The 14,342-nt window shown below is 75.5% G+C and carries 12 protein-coding genes; 9 read left to right on the forward strand and 3 right to left on the reverse strand.

The window, feature by feature from the left end:
* The first annotated feature begins 39 nt into the window (after nt 1-39).
* Nucleotides 40-957, forward strand: a complete 918-nt coding sequence (locus AB0P03_RS25310; RefSeq protein ID WP_363630883.1) for a hypothetical protein — start codon at nt 40-42, stop codon at nt 955-957.
* A 171-nt stretch (nt 958-1,128) separates the two neighbouring features.
* Here AB0P03_RS25310 and AB0P03_RS25315 read toward each other — a convergent pair whose 3' ends face one another.
* A complete protein-coding gene (locus AB0P03_RS25315; RefSeq protein WP_363630884.1) occupies nt 1,129-1,878 on the reverse strand; it encodes a hypothetical protein in 750 nt (249 codons plus the stop codon).
* 51 nt (nt 1,879-1,929) lie between these two features.
* Nucleotides 1,930-3,240, reverse strand: a complete 1,311-nt coding sequence (locus AB0P03_RS25320) for an MFS transporter (protein ID WP_363630886.1) — start codon at nt 3,238-3,240, stop codon at nt 1,930-1,932.
* A 632-nt stretch (nt 3,241-3,872) separates the two neighbouring features.
* Here AB0P03_RS25320 and AB0P03_RS25325 point away from each other — a divergent pair.
* Nucleotides 3,873-4,928 (forward strand): hypothetical protein, encoded by a 1,056-nt coding sequence (locus tag AB0P03_RS25325; protein ID WP_363630888.1) that lies wholly within the window; start codon nt 3,873-3,875, stop codon nt 4,926-4,928.
* 38 nt (nt 4,929-4,966) lie between these two features.
* On the opposite strand, the gene AB0P03_RS25330 is transcribed toward AB0P03_RS25325, so the two are convergent.
* Nucleotides 4,967-6,319, reverse strand: a complete 1,353-nt coding sequence (locus AB0P03_RS25330; protein WP_363581123.1) for a hypothetical protein — start codon at nt 6,317-6,319, stop codon at nt 4,967-4,969.
* A gap of 336 nt (nt 6,320-6,655) precedes the next feature.
* On the opposite strand from AB0P03_RS25330, the gene AB0P03_RS25335 reads away from it, so the two are divergent.
* The 7 genes from AB0P03_RS25335 to AB0P03_RS25365 are packed head-to-tail and all read left to right on the forward strand — an operon-like array spanning nt 6,656 to nt 14,329.
* Nucleotides 6,656-7,735, forward strand: coding sequence for an acyltransferase domain-containing protein (locus AB0P03_RS25335; protein ID WP_363630890.1), 1,080 nt, complete (start codon nt 6,656-6,658; stop codon nt 7,733-7,735).
* Nucleotides 7,732-9,669, forward strand: coding sequence for a hypothetical protein (locus AB0P03_RS25340; protein WP_363630892.1), 1,938 nt, complete (start codon nt 7,732-7,734; stop codon nt 9,667-9,669). The genes AB0P03_RS25335 and AB0P03_RS25340 overlap by 4 nt, the downstream gene beginning before the upstream one ends.
* 17 nt (nt 9,670-9,686) lie before the next feature.
* Nucleotides 9,687-10,769 carry a ketoacyl-ACP synthase III gene (locus AB0P03_RS25345; RefSeq protein WP_363581129.1) on the forward strand — a complete coding sequence of 361 codons (1,083 nt, stop codon included), beginning with the start codon at nt 9,687-9,689 and terminating at the stop codon, nt 10,767-10,769.
* A gap of 29 nt (nt 10,770-10,798) precedes the next feature.
* Nucleotides 10,799-11,638 carry an SDR family NAD(P)-dependent oxidoreductase gene (locus tag AB0P03_RS25350; protein WP_363630894.1) on the forward strand — a complete coding sequence of 280 codons (840 nt, stop codon included), beginning with the start codon at nt 10,799-10,801 and terminating at the stop codon, nt 11,636-11,638.
* Nucleotides 11,635-12,771 carry a beta-ketoacyl-ACP synthase 3 gene (locus AB0P03_RS25355; RefSeq protein WP_363581133.1) on the forward strand — a complete coding sequence of 379 codons (1,137 nt, stop codon included), beginning with the start codon at nt 11,635-11,637 and terminating at the stop codon, nt 12,769-12,771. The genes AB0P03_RS25350 and AB0P03_RS25355 overlap by 4 nt, the downstream gene beginning before the upstream one ends.
* Nucleotides 12,768-13,088 (forward strand): phosphopantetheine-binding protein, encoded by a 321-nt coding sequence (locus AB0P03_RS25360; RefSeq protein WP_363630896.1) that lies wholly within the window; start codon nt 12,768-12,770, stop codon nt 13,086-13,088. The genes AB0P03_RS25355 and AB0P03_RS25360 overlap by 4 nt, the downstream gene beginning before the upstream one ends.
* Nucleotides 13,085-14,329, forward strand: coding sequence for a beta-ketoacyl-[acyl-carrier-protein] synthase family protein (locus AB0P03_RS25365; protein ID WP_363630898.1), 1,245 nt, complete (start codon nt 13,085-13,087; stop codon nt 14,327-14,329). Before AB0P03_RS25360 ends, AB0P03_RS25365 begins: the two co-directional genes overlap by 4 nt.
* Nucleotides 14,330-14,342: the final 13 nt, after the last annotated feature.

Genomic DNA, 14,342 nt, shown 5'->3' on the forward strand with positions numbered 1-14,342 from the left:
GGCGTCGCGGGAGAACCGCGGCCGCAGCACTGTTTGAGCATGAGCTACGACCATGGGGTGACGGCCGGAGCCCGTGTGAGGCCTGCCCGCCCCCGGAGGGTGCGCGCCGCCCTCGGTTCCGGATGCCTCGCGGGGGCGCTGGTCCTGCCAGCCGGCGTCACCGCGCCCGCCCGGGACGCGACCACCCGGACCTTCACCACCGACGCCACGTTCACGGTCCCGGACGGTGTCACCGGCATCACCGTCACCCTCGTCGCGGCGGGTTCCGGGGGAGGCGGCGGGGGCGGGGGAGGTGGCACCGGCCTCTTCAAGAGCGGCGGCGGGGGCGGGGCGGGAGGCGGCGGCGGGGGAGGCGCCCGGGTCACCTGCACCCTGGCCGTCACCCCTGGCGACGTGCTGACGCTCACCGTCGGCACCGGCGGAGCCGGTGGGGCGGGAGGCGCCAGCGGTGAGGAGGCCGACCCGGGTGCCGACGGCGGTGCCGGGGGCGCCGGGGGCCGGTCCACTCTCACCGGCGGCGCAGCCGTCCTGGCAGCCGTGGACGGCGGGTCACGGCCCGGGGGCGGGGGCGCGGGCAGCGTGCTCGGAGGCGCCCGGGGCGAGGGAGGCCACGGCGGAGGGAGCGTCCCCGCCTCCGCCTGCAAGGGCGGAGGACCCAGCGGCACAGGCGGATCCGACGGTGACCTCGGCGCCGGTGGTGAGGAAGGCGTCGACGTGACACCGGCCACCGTCGGCGAGACCGTCCCCGGCAGCACGGGCGGCGTGGGCGGCGAAGGCGGTGCAGCGGGGGCTCCTGTGCCGGCCGCCTGCCCCGTGGGCACCGGCGACGGCGGGGACGGCGGGGACGGCGGCGACGGCCAGGACTACGTCGGCAACTTCGACGACCCCCAGACCCCCGGCGAGGACGGCACCGCGGGCACCGAGGGCGGCAGCGGCTGCATCACCCTCACCTTCTAGAACAGCGGGCCGGGCCCCGACGCCGGCTTGATCGGCGTCGGGGCCCGGCACTTCGTCAGGCCGCCGTGTCCAGGAGACTCGTCCCGCCCGGCCCGAGCCTGCCGGGCACCGCTCGCTCCGCAGCGAGGGGCGGGGTTTGCGGGAGCGCGGCGGTGGGGCGCCCGTTCGGGATCAGGCGTCCTGCGCGGGGACGAAGGGGACGGGCATGGGCCTGGCCGTGGGGGTGGCGGTGGGGGTGACCGTGGGCGTAGGCGTAGGCGTGGGGGTGGGGGTGGGCGTGGGGGTGGCGGTGGAGGTCGGGCTGGATGTGGAGGTCGGTGTCGGTGTGGGGGACTGCGTGCCGGTGGGCAGCGTGATGGTGACCGTCCCGTCCAGCGTCATCGACTTCAGGCCGGTCGGGGTGTTGCAGGCCGTGAGGTCGATGTCGGACTTGACCGGGTCGAGGACCACCGTCCAGGTGGCGCCCTTGTAGCGGCCCGCGGTGATGCCGCCGCTGAGGGGGTTGCTCGACTTGAGCAGGTCCTGGATCGGCTGCATGTCCCAGGTGAAGTCGGTGGTGCCCGGGTCCTCCGTGGTGGGCTGGCCGTTCGCGGTCTCCCAGGTGACGCGCTGCAGGGTGCCGGGCGCGTTCTGGTAGTTGCCGGCCGCGCAGGTCACGCCGTTGCCGAGGCCTGTCCCCACGTAGTCGGCCTGGGTGATGGGGGCGTCACCGGTGCAGTTGAGCAGTTTGGGGTCGCCGAGGGTGGCCGTGATGTTGTCCTGGGGGACGAGCGTGAGGCCGGAGCTGAAGGTCATCGTGAAGCTGTCCTCACAGGTGATGACCTGGGGCACTCCGGCGGCGGAGGTGTCGTACACGAGCAGTCCGCCGACCAGGGTGCCGGCTGTGAGGGCGGCGGCCGCGATACCGATGGGGTGTTTCATGGGGTCGTGCCTTTCTCGGGGTGGGGGAACCCGGTGGTGCTGCGGGCCGGATCACCCGGGGAGTCCGGGGGCCGGTGCTGGGGGACGGCTCGACGGGGTGGGGAGCCCGGAGCCCGACGGCCCGGCCACTGCGGGGGAGCCGTCGTCCTCGCCGTGGCGCGCGAGGGTGAGGAGCGCCGTACCGCTGACCACCAGGACGGCGAGGACGTAGAGCGGGGTCACGGCCGGGGACTTGAACCAGTCGGCGGCCTCGGCGGTCAGGTAGGTGGCGAGGGTGCCGCCGAGGAGTCCGCCCAGTTGGTAGCCGACGGCGGCTCCGCTGAGGCGCACGCGGCTCGGGAAGAGCTCGGAGACCAGGGCCGCCTGGGGGGCGTACATCGCGGCGAATCCCACCAGCGACAGCAGGTAGGCGAGCACCAGGACCGGGGGAGAGCCGAAGCGCAGCAGGGGCGCGAACGCGGCGGCCCAGAGCGCCATGGTGATGGTCCCGGCCAGGCAGACCCGTCGTCTCCCGTAGCGGTCGGACAGCGCGCCGAAGAACGGGATCAGGGCGATCAGCGCGAGCGGAGCGAGGAGCGAGAGCGCGATCAGGGCGTTGAGCGACAGGCCGGCGACGCGCAGCAGGGTCAGGACGTAGTTGAACGAGAAGCCGAAGAGCACGACGTCGGCTCCGGCGGTGATCGCCGTGGTGACGAGCAGCTGCCTGCGGTGCCGGGCGATCAGTTCGACGACCGGCCGCCTGCTGCGGGCCCCGGTGAGGGCGAGCGTCCGGAAGGCGGGGGTCTCCTCGATCCGGGCCCGGGCCCACAGCCCCACCACCACCAGCACGGCGGAGAGCAGGAAGGGCAGTCGCCAGCCCCAGGTCATGAACTGTGCGGGCGTCAGCGCACCGGAGACCGCCGTCATGGCCCCGAACGCCAGCAGGTTGCCCGCCGGTGCGCCGATCTGGGCCCAGCTCGACACCAGCCCCCGGCGCCCCGGTTCGGCGCACTCGTGCGCGACGACGGTGGCGGCTCCCCACGCACCGCCCAGGCCGAGCCCCTGGAGCAGGCGCAGCGTGACCAGCAGGAGCGGGGAGGCGAAGCCGATCTGGCCGTATCCGGGCAGCAGCCCGACCAGGCCGGTGGAGGCCCCGGTCAGCAGCAGCGCGCCGACCAGGGCGGGGCGCCTGCCGTGGCGGTCGCCGAGGTGCCCGAAGAGCGCCCCGCCGACCGGCCGTGCCACCAGCGCGGCCCCGTAGAGGCCGATGCCGGTGAGGGTCGCCGCGAAGGGGGAGAGGTAGGGGAAGAACTGGTGTTTGAAGACCAGCACGGAAGCGTTGACGTAGAGGAAGAAGTCGTACCAGACGAGCGTGGTACCCATGAGGCTGACGATGACCGAGCGGCGGACATCGCGCGTCGCGAAGCGCACATCGAACTCCATTGCGTGTGACTGCCGTCACTTCTAGCAATATTCCAGCGCCGGTGGCATCGCGCCACGCAGGCCGCCGCGGGCTGGACTATTCGCGTGCGCACCGTACCTGCGCCCCGAACTCCGGAGACTCGCCCGGGCGCCCGGCGCGACCGGTCGGCCCTTCGTTCAACTCGTCTCCACTGCAAGGGTGTTCGCGGCCCACTTGGTCGACTCGGCCTCTTGTCCGAATGTGGCGTTCAGGTTAATCCTGTCGCTGGTGAACCATTGTGGTGTGGGGTGGATTCCGGCCGTCCGGCCGTCCGGACAATGCGACTTCCATTCGTATACGGCGAACCAGCGGGTCGGATTCATGGAGAATCCGACTTTCACATCCGGCCCGTCGCCCGCTCCAGCCCCCGCCGCCCCCGCCGGAGCGCTGCCGGCTGCGCCCGCCGGACACCCGCCGGCGACACCTCTGTCCACGGCGCTGTCCGCAGCTCGCCGACGCGGCTCCACCGGGCACACTCGGAAGATCACCAACGGCATCCGCGACCTACGCCGGAGCCGAACGACGTGGCCATCCACCCTGGGGAGGAGCTGGCATGAACCGGTCCCGGTTGACGGAGCAGTCCGACGTGGCATCGGGCCCTGACGGTCCGATCACCGTCTTGTCCGGCTACGTCCATCCGACGCGCGGACCGGTGACCTGTCCGGCGGCCCCGCTCGTGGCCGGGTGGCTCCACGAGCGCGGGTTCGCCGCCCGGATCGGTGCCGGCGGGATCCTGCCGGCGGGCCGGGGTGGGCGGCTGTTCGCCACGACCTACATCGACCTGGACGGGGCCGTGGTGGGGATCGCCGTGATCGCTCCGGCCCGCCAGGAGGCGGTGGCGGCGGAGGCCGTCCGCGTCTGGTCGGCCACGGTGCGGACCAGGCGGCTGATCGTCTGCGCGTCGGCGCCCGCGTGCGGGCCGACCCCGGTCGTCCCGTCCCAGCCCCTGAACCGGCTTCCCCCGTCCGCAGGGGGCGCCGGGCAGGCCGAGTGCCCGCGGGCGGCCGCGACGTGGGCCGCCGTCCGGCAGTACGAGGTTCGCGGGGACACGGTCCTCGTGCTCGGCGGCGGTTTCGCCCCGGCTGACCCCGCCGCGCAGCAGGCGGGGCGGGTCCGGGTGCCCGACGTGGCCGGGGCGCAGGCCCTGCGGTCCGTCGATCCCGAGCGGCTGTCCTTCGTCCAGCACCCGTGCTCACCGGTCGAGGAGGTCGCGGAGATCCTCGGGGTGCTGCGCGCGCGGTTCCCGCTGCTTCGAGGCCAGCACCCCGATCAGTGGTGCTACCGCTCCTCCGACCGGCGGCGCGCCGTCCGCGCGGTGGCGGAGTCCAGCGACCTGGTGCTGGTCTCCGCCGGCAGCACCCTGGCGGCGTCGATCCGCTCCGGCGCGTTCGTGGCGTTCAACGGTCTGAACGCCCTGCGGCCGGAGGAGATCGCGGCGGCGGCGACCGTCGGTGTGATCGCCCCGCTGCGGGCTGCCGAGGGCGCTGTCGACGCGACGGACGCCGTGGTCGGGGCGATCGGCGGCCTGGGGCCGGTGAGTGTGGCCTACCACCGTACGGTCACGGAGGTCGCGACCGACGTCCTCGCGCGGACTCCGCGCCGGCCCTGACGGGGAGAAGGCTCGGCCGCTACCGCGTGCGCGAATCGTCAGGCACGCCCCAGGGCGGTGGCCCGTTGGATGAGGTGGTCCGCGGCCGGCCGCCGGCGGTGGGGGAGCAGGAGCCCGGGCATCCGCGCCCTGGCCAGGTGGGCTCGGCGGGAGGCCAGTAGCGGGTAGACGTCGAGGAACTCGTGCCAGGTGGCGCAGGCGGCTTCGATGTGTCCGGCCGCCAGCTGGCGCTCGGCCAGTCTGCTGAGGACGACGGCACGGGAGCGGGACTCGCCCCGGGGCCTGCGGGCGGCGGACACCTCCAGGAGCTTGATCGCCCCGGCGGGGTCGCCGAGTTCGACTCCGACGAGGGCCCGCTGGTGGTCCCACGAGGCGCGGTGGTAGTCGCCGATCGGCGGTGGCGGGCCCGTGGCGTTCGTGAGGAGGTCGCGGGCGTCGCCGATGTGGCGCAGCGCGGCCGTCCGATCGCCGAGGGCGGCCTCGGACAGGGCGAGCTGCCCCAGGACGGAGGCGCGCAGCCGCGGCGCCGAGGAACTGATGCGGCAGTCGGCGGCGGCCTGCGCCAGGCGCAGGCTCTGGCGCCGGTGGCCGAGTTCGTAGGCCTGGGTGGCCATGGCGCGCAGGGTCATCGCCTGGGCGGCCGTGTCGCCGGCGTGCCGGGCCAGGTCGAGGGCGAGGCGGTAGTACTGGCCGGCGAGGCCGTTGAGGTCGTCGTCGATGTGCATGAAGGCGCACAGGTAGCACAGTCGGGCGGTGGCTCCGAGGATGCCGAAGTGCCGGACGGGCGGGGCGGGTGCGGCGAGCATGGGCGCCGCCGTGGTCGCGAGGAACGCGGCGAGTGCGGTGCGGGCCTGGCCTCCGCCGTGGACGCGGTCGATCGCGGAGAAGACGGGCAGCAGCAGGGCGAGCGCGTCCGGCTGGGGCGGGGGCGCCTTCGCGCCCGCGGGTACCGACGCGCCGGTCGGGGCTTCGGTCCGGCCTCCGGTCAGGGCTTCGGCCAGGCCGGTCGGGCTTGCGGGCGGTGCGGGCGGCGGCTGGTAGGAGAGGAGGTTCCCGTGGCGATCGGGTGCGACGGCCGCCGCCGCGAGCCGCGCGAGCACCGCCGGGGAATCCGGCGCCGGGGTGTCCGGCGGCGGATCTCCGAATCCGGCGTCGGCCAGGGTGACGGGCCGTCGGAGCCGACGGCCCAGCGCCGCGCAGACCAGGTGGGGGGCGGGCTTGCGGGGAACGGCTCCGGTGAGCCACTGGTGCACCGAGGCGCGCCCGTAGGCCCGGGCCCATCCGGATTCGGCGCCGATCTGATTGACGGCCCGGGCCAGTTGCTCTCCGGTCCATCGGGCTTCTTCGAGGAGTTCGCGAAGGCGGGCGTTCGGCACACGGCGGACGGCCATGTCTCTCCCGGCGGGTCGTCGACGCCGCGCTCACGGCGGCCCGGTCCGGCCTCCGCGGTACGCGGTCGCGCTGCGCACATCCCGCCATGCTATCCGCTCGCAGCGCCGCCGGGATGCCCGAATGGGATTCTCAACTCGATGTAATTCCTGGGAAGTTGACGCCCGGAAAAGCTTGACGGGCCGGCCGTCGAAAAGGGCCCGCGAGGGCGGCCGCAGCCTCCACCATCGGTGGCGTCGGGGCGTTTCCTTCGAACGTGCCCCAGGGTGGAGGCGGAATCCGTGATGTCCGGCCCGCAGCGTCCGCAGAGTCCCACGGCCACCGGAAAGTTCGTTCACATGTTCCCCGGGCAGGGGGATTTCAGTCTGACCCCGCTGTTGCGGACGCTTCCCCGCGTCGGGTCGCTGGCACGCGCGGTCGCCGAGGTCTTCGAGGAGGCCGACGTGGTCGCCGCCGAGTTCGGGGTGGCGCCGATCGGCCCCCGGCTGGCAGGCGGCTCCCACCTGACCGGCGACTCCCGTTCCGGTGGCGGCTCCCACCTGACCGGCGACTCCCCGCTCAGTGCCGGCGCGCTGGCCGCCGAGCCGGCCGGGACCGTACAACTCGCGCTGTTCGGTGTGTCGTTGGCGGTGCACCGCGCACTCGAAGCCGACGGCTGCCGGGCGCACCGTCTCCTGGCGGTCAGCTTCGGCGAGATCCCCGCGCTGACCGCGGCCGGATGCTGCTCGGTCGCCGACGGGGCCCGTCTGGCCTGCCGGCTCGGGCAGTTGCTGACCGGCCACGGCGGCGGCATGACACTGCTGGGCGCGGGCCCGGCCACAACCCGCCGGCTGCTCGCGGCCGCCGGGCCGGGCACGGGCGTGGTCGTGGCCTGCGTCAACCACGGCGGGGAGACGGTGGTCTCCGGCCCGCTCGACGGGCTCGCCGTCGTCGAACGGTCGGCGACGGCGCACGGCGTGGGGGCGCAGCGGCTGCGGCTCCCGTTCATGAGCCACCACCCGGCTCTCGTCCACGAGGCCGGTGCGTTCGCGCACTTCGCCCGGCGGCTGCGCCTGTCCCCGCCGCGCCGACCGGTGTACTCGGCGGTGGCCGGCCAGTTCTACCGCGCGGACAGCGATCTGCCGAGCGCGCTGTCCGCGTGCCTGGTCAGGCCTTTCGACCTGCCTGCGGTGTTCGGCGCGTCGATGGCGGACGCCTCGCTGGTCGTCGAGGCGGGCACCGGCAGCACGCTGACGAACAGCGTGCGCAGGATCGACCCGCGGCAGGACGCGCTCGCGCCGGTCGCCGACGGCCAGTGGCCGACCGGCCCCCAGACGCCGCTGCCGCCCCCGTGCTCCTGCCCGCCTCCCGCCGCGCCGGGGGAGGGCACGTCGCACCACCACCACCCGACCACGACGGCCGCACGGGGGGACTCTTGAACACCGAACGGAAGCCTGGCGAGGAGGCCGGCGCGATCGACGTCCTGACCCGCCTCTCGGCGCTGCTCCCTCCCCGGCGGGCCTCGGAGTTCGGACAGCTCCTGGCGGACCACCGGGCCGAACACGGGGCGGCAGCCCTGCGCACGGACGTCAGCGCGCACCGGCGGCTGGCCCGCCTGGCGGCCTCGCTGCCGCCGGCGGTCGAGGTGGTCGCCGACGCGGAACTGCTGGCCGCGCTCAGCGAGGCGACGGCGCTGGCGGATCCATCGCTCTACCAGACCTTCCTCTCCCACTACACCCTGTGCGTCGGCTCGCTGGTCCTCCTGGGCGGCAAGGCCGCGGACCCGGACGGCGCCCTCGCACACGCACGCACCAAGGGATCCTTCCTGGTCACCGAGATCGGCGACGCCGGCAGCCACCTCGGGATCCGCACCGAGGCCCGGTTCGACCCGGCCCGCCGCGCGTTCACGCTGCACACCCCGGACCACCGGGCCGCGAAGTTCTCTTCCGTCGCGGCGCTCGGCCTGCCCCAGCAGGCGGTGGTCTGCGCACGGCTGCTGACCGGCGCCCGGGACGGGGGAGTGTTCTCCTTCCTCGTCGACATCACGGGGGTCGACGGCCGCCCGGCACCGGGCGTGTCCGTCTCCGGCCCGCTCCCGGTGGGCGCGCTCCCGCTGCCCTACGGCCTCGTCCGGTTCCACGGCGCCCGAATCCCGTACGACCGCTGGCTGGCGGACGGGGCCGGGATCGACGCCACGGGCGTGCTGCACGACCCGCAGCCGAGCGCCGACGCCCGCCTCCAGCGGACCCTGAGCTGCGGCCAGGGGCTGTGGGCCACCCTGCCGTCCGCGATGGCGGGCCTGGCGGGCCGCAGCGCGGCGATGGCCTGGCGGTTCAGCGCGGGCCGCCGCTCGCACGGCCGGCTGGCGCCCGGGAGCCCGGTCCTGGAGTACCGCACCCAGCAGCACGCCGTCGTCGGAGCGCTGGCCGCGGCCTTCTCCCTGCGCTGCACGGCCCGGGCGGCCCTGTCCACGTGGGCGGGGCTGCGCGCCGCGAAGCCCTCCGACGGGCCGGGCACGGCGATGACCTTCTCCCCCTGGGCCGCGGTCGACCGCTCGCTCGCCCTCCACAAGGCGCACAGCACCCGGGCCGTGGCGGAACTCGTCGACTCCCTCCAGCACCGCTGCGGGGTGTCGGGCCTCTTCGACCACAACCGGCTGCCGGGCTACCTCGGCTTCGCCCGCGCCTTCGACAACGCCGGCGGCGACAACACCCTCATCCTGCTCGACGCCGGCCGCGCCCTCGCCGAGGAGCGGGCACGCCCCGATCGGCGGAGGGCCGGTCCGGGCCGGTTCCCGGCCGACCCGGGCCTGTCTTCGGCCGACCCGACCGACGCGGCGTGGTGGCCCGCGGTCGTCACCGCGCTGCAGGACCGGCTCGCCGACGACCTCGCCGCCGCGGCGTCGGCCCGTACCGAGGCGCTCCACGGCTCGCTCCAGCGAGACCTGGAGCTGTGGAACCCGCTGCTGGAGGACGCCCTGGAGCTGGGGGACGTCCAGGCCCGCCGGCTCGCGGCCGAGGCCGCGGTGGAGGGGACCGCCGCGCACGGGTGGCCCGTTCCGCAGGCGGCCGACCTCGCCGCGCTCGACGGCCTGCGCCAGGCCCGGCGCCTGGCCGGCCCCCTGCTGGCGACCGGCGTGCTCACCCCCTCGGCCGTACGCGCCCTGCCCGCCGCCATGGACGCCCTGTGCGACCGGTTGCGTCAGGCCCTGCCGGACATCGTGGCCGCCCTCGACCCCGGGGCGGGCCTCGCCCGCACCGCCCTCGACGAGCCCGACTACGCCGCCGCGCTCCTGGCCGCCCACGGCGCCCCTGCCGGCGCCCCCGCCAGTTCCTCCACCGGCTCCTCCGACCGCACCGGGAGCACGTCGTGAACCGAAGGAAGCCCCCCATGACCGGCGTCCTGGGCATGGGCACGTACCTGCCCGCCGAGGTCCGGGGCAACCACGAGGTCGGCCCGCCCGCCGGTGTCTCGGCCACCTGGATCACCGAGCGCACCGGCGTGGTCGAACGGCATCGGGCCGCACCCGACGAGGCCGCCTCGGACCTGGCAGCGGCCGCCGTACTGGCCGCCTGCGAGGCCGCCGGCATCCCGCCGGACCGGCTCGACCTCGTCGTCGCGGCGACCTCCACCCCCGACGAACTCGGGCCGGCCACCGCCTGCCGCGTCCAGGCCCTCACCGGCGCCGGCAACGCCGTCGCACTCGACGTCAGCGCGGCCTGCTCCGGCTGGCTGTTCGCGGCCAAGATCGCGCACGCCTGGCTGGCCACGACCCCCGGCGCCCGGTACGCGGCGGTCGTCGGCGTCGAGGCCTACTCGAAGTTCGTCGACCCCGCCCACCGCGGCACCGCCGTCCTCTTCGCCGACGGCGCCGCCGCGGCCGTCCTGGGCCCCGTCCACGACGACGCAGGCTTCCACGGCTTCCGCCTCGGCTCGGACGGCCGCGGCGCGCACCACGTGCTGATCCCCGCGGGCGGCAGCCGGATACCCGCCGGCCCCGAGAGCCTGAACGCCGGGCTGCACCACATCCACATGGACGGCCGGGTCGTGCGCGACTTCATCGCCGAGATCTTCCCCCGCCTCGTCGACCAGGCCCTCGCCGACCACGGCCTCGCCCTCAAGGACATCGACGCCTTCATCACCCACCAGCCCAACCCGCTGCTCCTGCGCGCCGTCGCGGACCGGATCGGCATCCCGGCCGAACGCCTGCACATCACCGGAGACCTCACGGGCAACATCGGCGCGGCCTCCGCCCCCTTCGCGCTGGCCGACGCCGCCGCCCGCGGCCTGCTGGCCGACCGGGCCCGCGTGCTCGTCTGCGTCTTCGGCGCCGGCCTGACCTGGGGCAGTGCGCTGCTCACCTGGACGGGCGCTCGCGCCCTGCGCGCGCCCGTCCGGTCCAGCAGCGACCTGGACACCCCCGCCCGGGACACTCCCGTCCGAGACACCCCCGCCCGGAACGCCACCGACTGACGCCCCGCCGGAACCGGAGGAACACCCCCATGACCATCCTCAACCGCTTCCGCCTCGACGGCCGCCGCGCCCTGGTGACCGGCTCCTCGCGCGGCATCGGCCAGGCCGTCGCCGTCGCGCTCGCCCAGGCCGGGGCCCGGCTCGCCCTCTCCGCCCGCACCGGGCCCGCGCTGAAGCACACCGCCGACCAGGTGGCCCGCTACGGGGGCACCCCCGTCCTGGTGCCCGGCGACCTCGCCGACACCGGGCAGGCCGCCATCGTCGACCAGGCCGCCCAGGCGCTGGGTGGCCTCGACATCGTCGTCCACAACGCCGGCATCCTGCCCACCAACCCCGACGGCAGCACACTCCTCGCACCGCTGCAGCACCTCCCGCAGCACGTCTGGGACGAGGTGGTCGCGGTCAACCTCAACGCCACCGCCGCGATCTGCCGGCACGCCCACCCGTACCTGGCGCAGTCGGACGGCGCCAGCCTGGTGCTGATGTCCTCGGTCGCGGGTCTGGTCGGCACGCCCATGATGGAGGTCTACGCCGCGACCAAGGCCGCCCAGGTCTCCCTCGCCCGCAGCCTCGCGGTCGGCTGGGCCCGCAGCGGGATCCGGGTCAACGCGCTGTGCCCCGGCTGGGTGCGCACCGACATGACGGCCGCCGTCCACACCAACGCCGCGCTCACCGACTGGCTGCTGGCCCACGTGCCGATGGGGCGCTGGGCCGAACTGGAGGAGGTCGCCGCGGCGGCGCTGTTCCTGGCCTCGCCCGCCTCCGCCTTCCTCACCGGGCAGGCGATCGCCCTGGACGGCGGCCTCTCGGTCCCCGACGGCGGCCTTGCGGGCACCCCCAAGCCGCCCTCCCCGTTCGCCGCGGCATGACCTCCCCACCCCCCGTCCCCGCCCCCACCCTCGCCTCCGCCCCCGGTCGCCGTGCCACGGCGGTGATCGCCGGCCTCGGATCCAGCCTCCCGCCCCGGGAGGTGACCAACACCCAGGTCATCGCCCGGGGCGGCCTGGACACCACCGACGAGTGGATCACCGGCCGGACCGGCATCCACCGCCGGCGGCTGGCCGGACCCGGCGTCAGCACCGGGGACCTGGCCACGGCCGCCGCGCGCGCCGCGATCGACTCCACCGGCTCCCCGGGCCTGCGCCCGGACCTGCTCCTGCTGGCCACCACCACGCCGGACCGCCCCTGCCCGGCCACCGCACCGGAGGTCGCCCACCGCCTCGGCCTCGGACCGGTCCCCGCGTTCGACCTCGCGGCCGTCTGCTCGGGCTTCCTCTACGGCCTGGCCACGGCCTCCGCTCTGCTCCGCAGCGGCGCCTGCCGCACCCCCCTGGTGGTCGCGGCCGAGAAGTACTCGGCCATCGTCGACCCCTTCGACCGCGACACCGCACCGCTCTTCGGCGACGCCGCCGCCGCAGTGGTGCTCCGCCCCGGGGACACCACCGAACCCGGTGCCCTGCTGGAGACCGACTGGGGCAGCGACGGCGGCGAGAGCGACCTGATCACCGTGGCCGCAGGCGGCTCCCGACTCCCCGCCACCGAAGCCCCCGGGCGCGATGACCGCTACTTCCGGATGCGCGGGCGCCAGGTCTACGCCCACGCCGTACGCCGGATGGCCGCCTCCGCCGGGGCCGCCCTGGTCGCGACCGGCTGGCAGGCCCGCGAAGTCCAGGCCTTCATCGGGCACCAGGCCAACCAGCGGATCCTGGACGCCGTCGCCGACCGCCTCGGCATCCCGCCACGGCACCGCTTCGGCAACATCCGCGACGTCGGCAACACGGCGGGCGCCTCCGTACCGCTCGCCCTCGCCGACGCCGCCGCCCGAGGGGCCTGCCGCCCGGGCGCCCCGACCCTGCTCACCGCCTTCGGCGGCGGTCTCACCTGGGCCTCCGCCACCCTGCTGTGGCCGGACGCACCCGTACGGACGGCCGCCCCGGAACCCCGGCCCCCGCACCACGGCCACGACCACGACCACGACCACGAGGAGGTCAGCCCACCGTGAACCCCGTCCGCGAGCACCTGGTCACCCTGCTCACCGAGAAGTTCGACACCCCCTCCGACACGATCGGCGACGACGCCGCCCTCGACGACCTCGACCTCGACTCCCTCGCCCGGATCGAACTCGTCGTCACCCTCCAGGACCACTGGGGCGTCGCCCTGGACGACGACCTCGACTCCGCCGCCGACGTGACGGTGGGCCAGCTCGTCGGCCGCATCCACGCCCTGCTCGCGCAGCCCGTCCGGCCCGTCGAGCCCGTCGCGTCCGTCGAGCCCGACCTGTTTGTCGACCCCGAGCAGCCGCCCGGCCCGGCCGCATGACCGCGTCCCGCCCACCGCTCGCCGTCACCGGGATCGGCCTGGCCACCCCGGCCGGTCACGGGGCGGAGCCGACCTGGCGAGGCGTCCTCGACGCCCGCAGCACGGCAGCACCCGACCCGGCGCTCGCCGGGCTCCCCGTCGTTCTCTCCTGCCGGGTCCCCGGCGACTCCGCCGCGCTGGTCGGCGGTCGCCAGCCCTGGCGGCTGGACCGCGCCACCCGCTTCGCCATCGCCGCCGCGCGGGAGGCCGTCGCCGACGCGGGCCTCGAACCCGCGCGCTGGGACGGCGCCCGGGTCGCCCTGGTCCTCGGCTCCGCCGCCGGAGGAGTCGGCAGCTACGAACACGCGGCGGAACGACTCCGCACCCTGGGCCCCTCCGCCGTGTCCGCACTGGCGCTCCCCGCCTTCCTGCCGAACATGGCAGCAGCTCAACTCGCCATCGAGCTCGGCACGACGGGCCCGGTGCTGCACACCGCCACCGCCTGCGCCTCCGGGGCCGCCGCCATCCACACCGCAGCCCTGCTGCTCCACACCGGAGCCTGCGACATCGCCCTGGCCGGCGGCACCGACGCCATGATCACTCCGGTCTGCGTCGCCGGATTCGCCCGGATGAAGGCCCTCTCCCGCAACACCGACCCCGTCCGCGCCTCCCGCCCGTTCGACGCGGACCGCGACGGCTTCGTCATCGGCGAGGGAGCGGGCTTCCTCGTCCTGGAACGCCGGCCGGACGCGACGTCGCGGCAGGCCACACCCAGAGCCCTGCTGGTCGGCACCGGAACCGCCGCCGACGCCTACCACCCCGTCGCACCGCACCCGGAAGCCCGCGGACTCGAAGCGGCCGTCCGGCTGGCCCTCGCCGAGGCCGGCGCCTGCCCCGACGACGTCGACCACGTCAACGCCCACGGCACGAGCACCCCGCTCAACGACTCCGCGGAGGCCCGCCTGATCGACCGGCTCTTCGCCCGGCGCCCCCCGTCCGTCACCTCCGCCAAGGGCGCGCTCGGCCACACGATGGGCGCCGCCGGTGCCATCGAAGCCGCCCTGACGGTGCTCACCGTGCAGCACCAACTCGTCCCCGCCACCGCGGGGTTCGCCGTCCCCGACCGGGACACCGGCGCGATCGACCTGGTCCACGGCGGCCCCCGCCGCCAGCGCCTCCACCTCGCACTGAGCACCTCGGCCGGATTCGGCGGCCACAACACCGCCCTCGCCTTCGCCCCCGCCGCCACCCCCGGGAGCTGACACCGGGACGAGG

The organism is Kitasatospora sp. NPDC088779 (assembly GCF_040685395.1).
Taxonomy (GTDB): Bacteria; Actinomycetota; Actinomycetes; order Streptomycetales; family Streptomycetaceae; genus Kitasatospora.

Coding starts and splice junctions, on each gene's coding strand:
- AB0P03_RS25310 (WP_363630883.1), top strand. CDS start 40: ATGAGCTACGACCATGGGGTGACGGCCGGAGCCCGTGTGAGGCCTGCC.
- AB0P03_RS25315 (WP_363630884.1), bottom strand. CDS start 1,878: ATGAAACACCCCATCGGTATCGCGGCCGCCGCCCTCACAGCCGGCACC.
- AB0P03_RS25320 (WP_363630886.1), bottom strand. CDS start 3,240: ATGGGTACCACGCTCGTCTGGTACGACTTCTTCCTCTACGTCAACGCT.
- AB0P03_RS25325 (WP_363630888.1), top strand. CDS start 3,873: ATGAACCGGTCCCGGTTGACGGAGCAGTCCGACGTGGCATCGGGCCCT.
- AB0P03_RS25330 (WP_363581123.1), bottom strand. CDS start 6,319: ATGGCCGTCCGCCGTGTGCCGAACGCCCGCCTTCGCGAACTCCTCGAA.
- AB0P03_RS25335 (WP_363630890.1), top strand. CDS start 6,656: ATGTTCCCCGGGCAGGGGGATTTCAGTCTGACCCCGCTGTTGCGGACG.
- AB0P03_RS25345 (WP_363581129.1), top strand. CDS start 9,687: ATGACCGGCGTCCTGGGCATGGGCACGTACCTGCCCGCCGAGGTCCGG.
- AB0P03_RS25350 (WP_363630894.1), top strand. CDS start 10,799: ATGACCATCCTCAACCGCTTCCGCCTCGACGGCCGCCGCGCCCTGGTG.
- AB0P03_RS25355 (WP_363581133.1), top strand. CDS start 11,635: ATGACCTCCCCACCCCCCGTCCCCGCCCCCACCCTCGCCTCCGCCCCC.
- AB0P03_RS25365 (WP_363630898.1), top strand. CDS start 13,085: ATGACCGCGTCCCGCCCACCGCTCGCCGTCACCGGGATCGGCCTGGCC.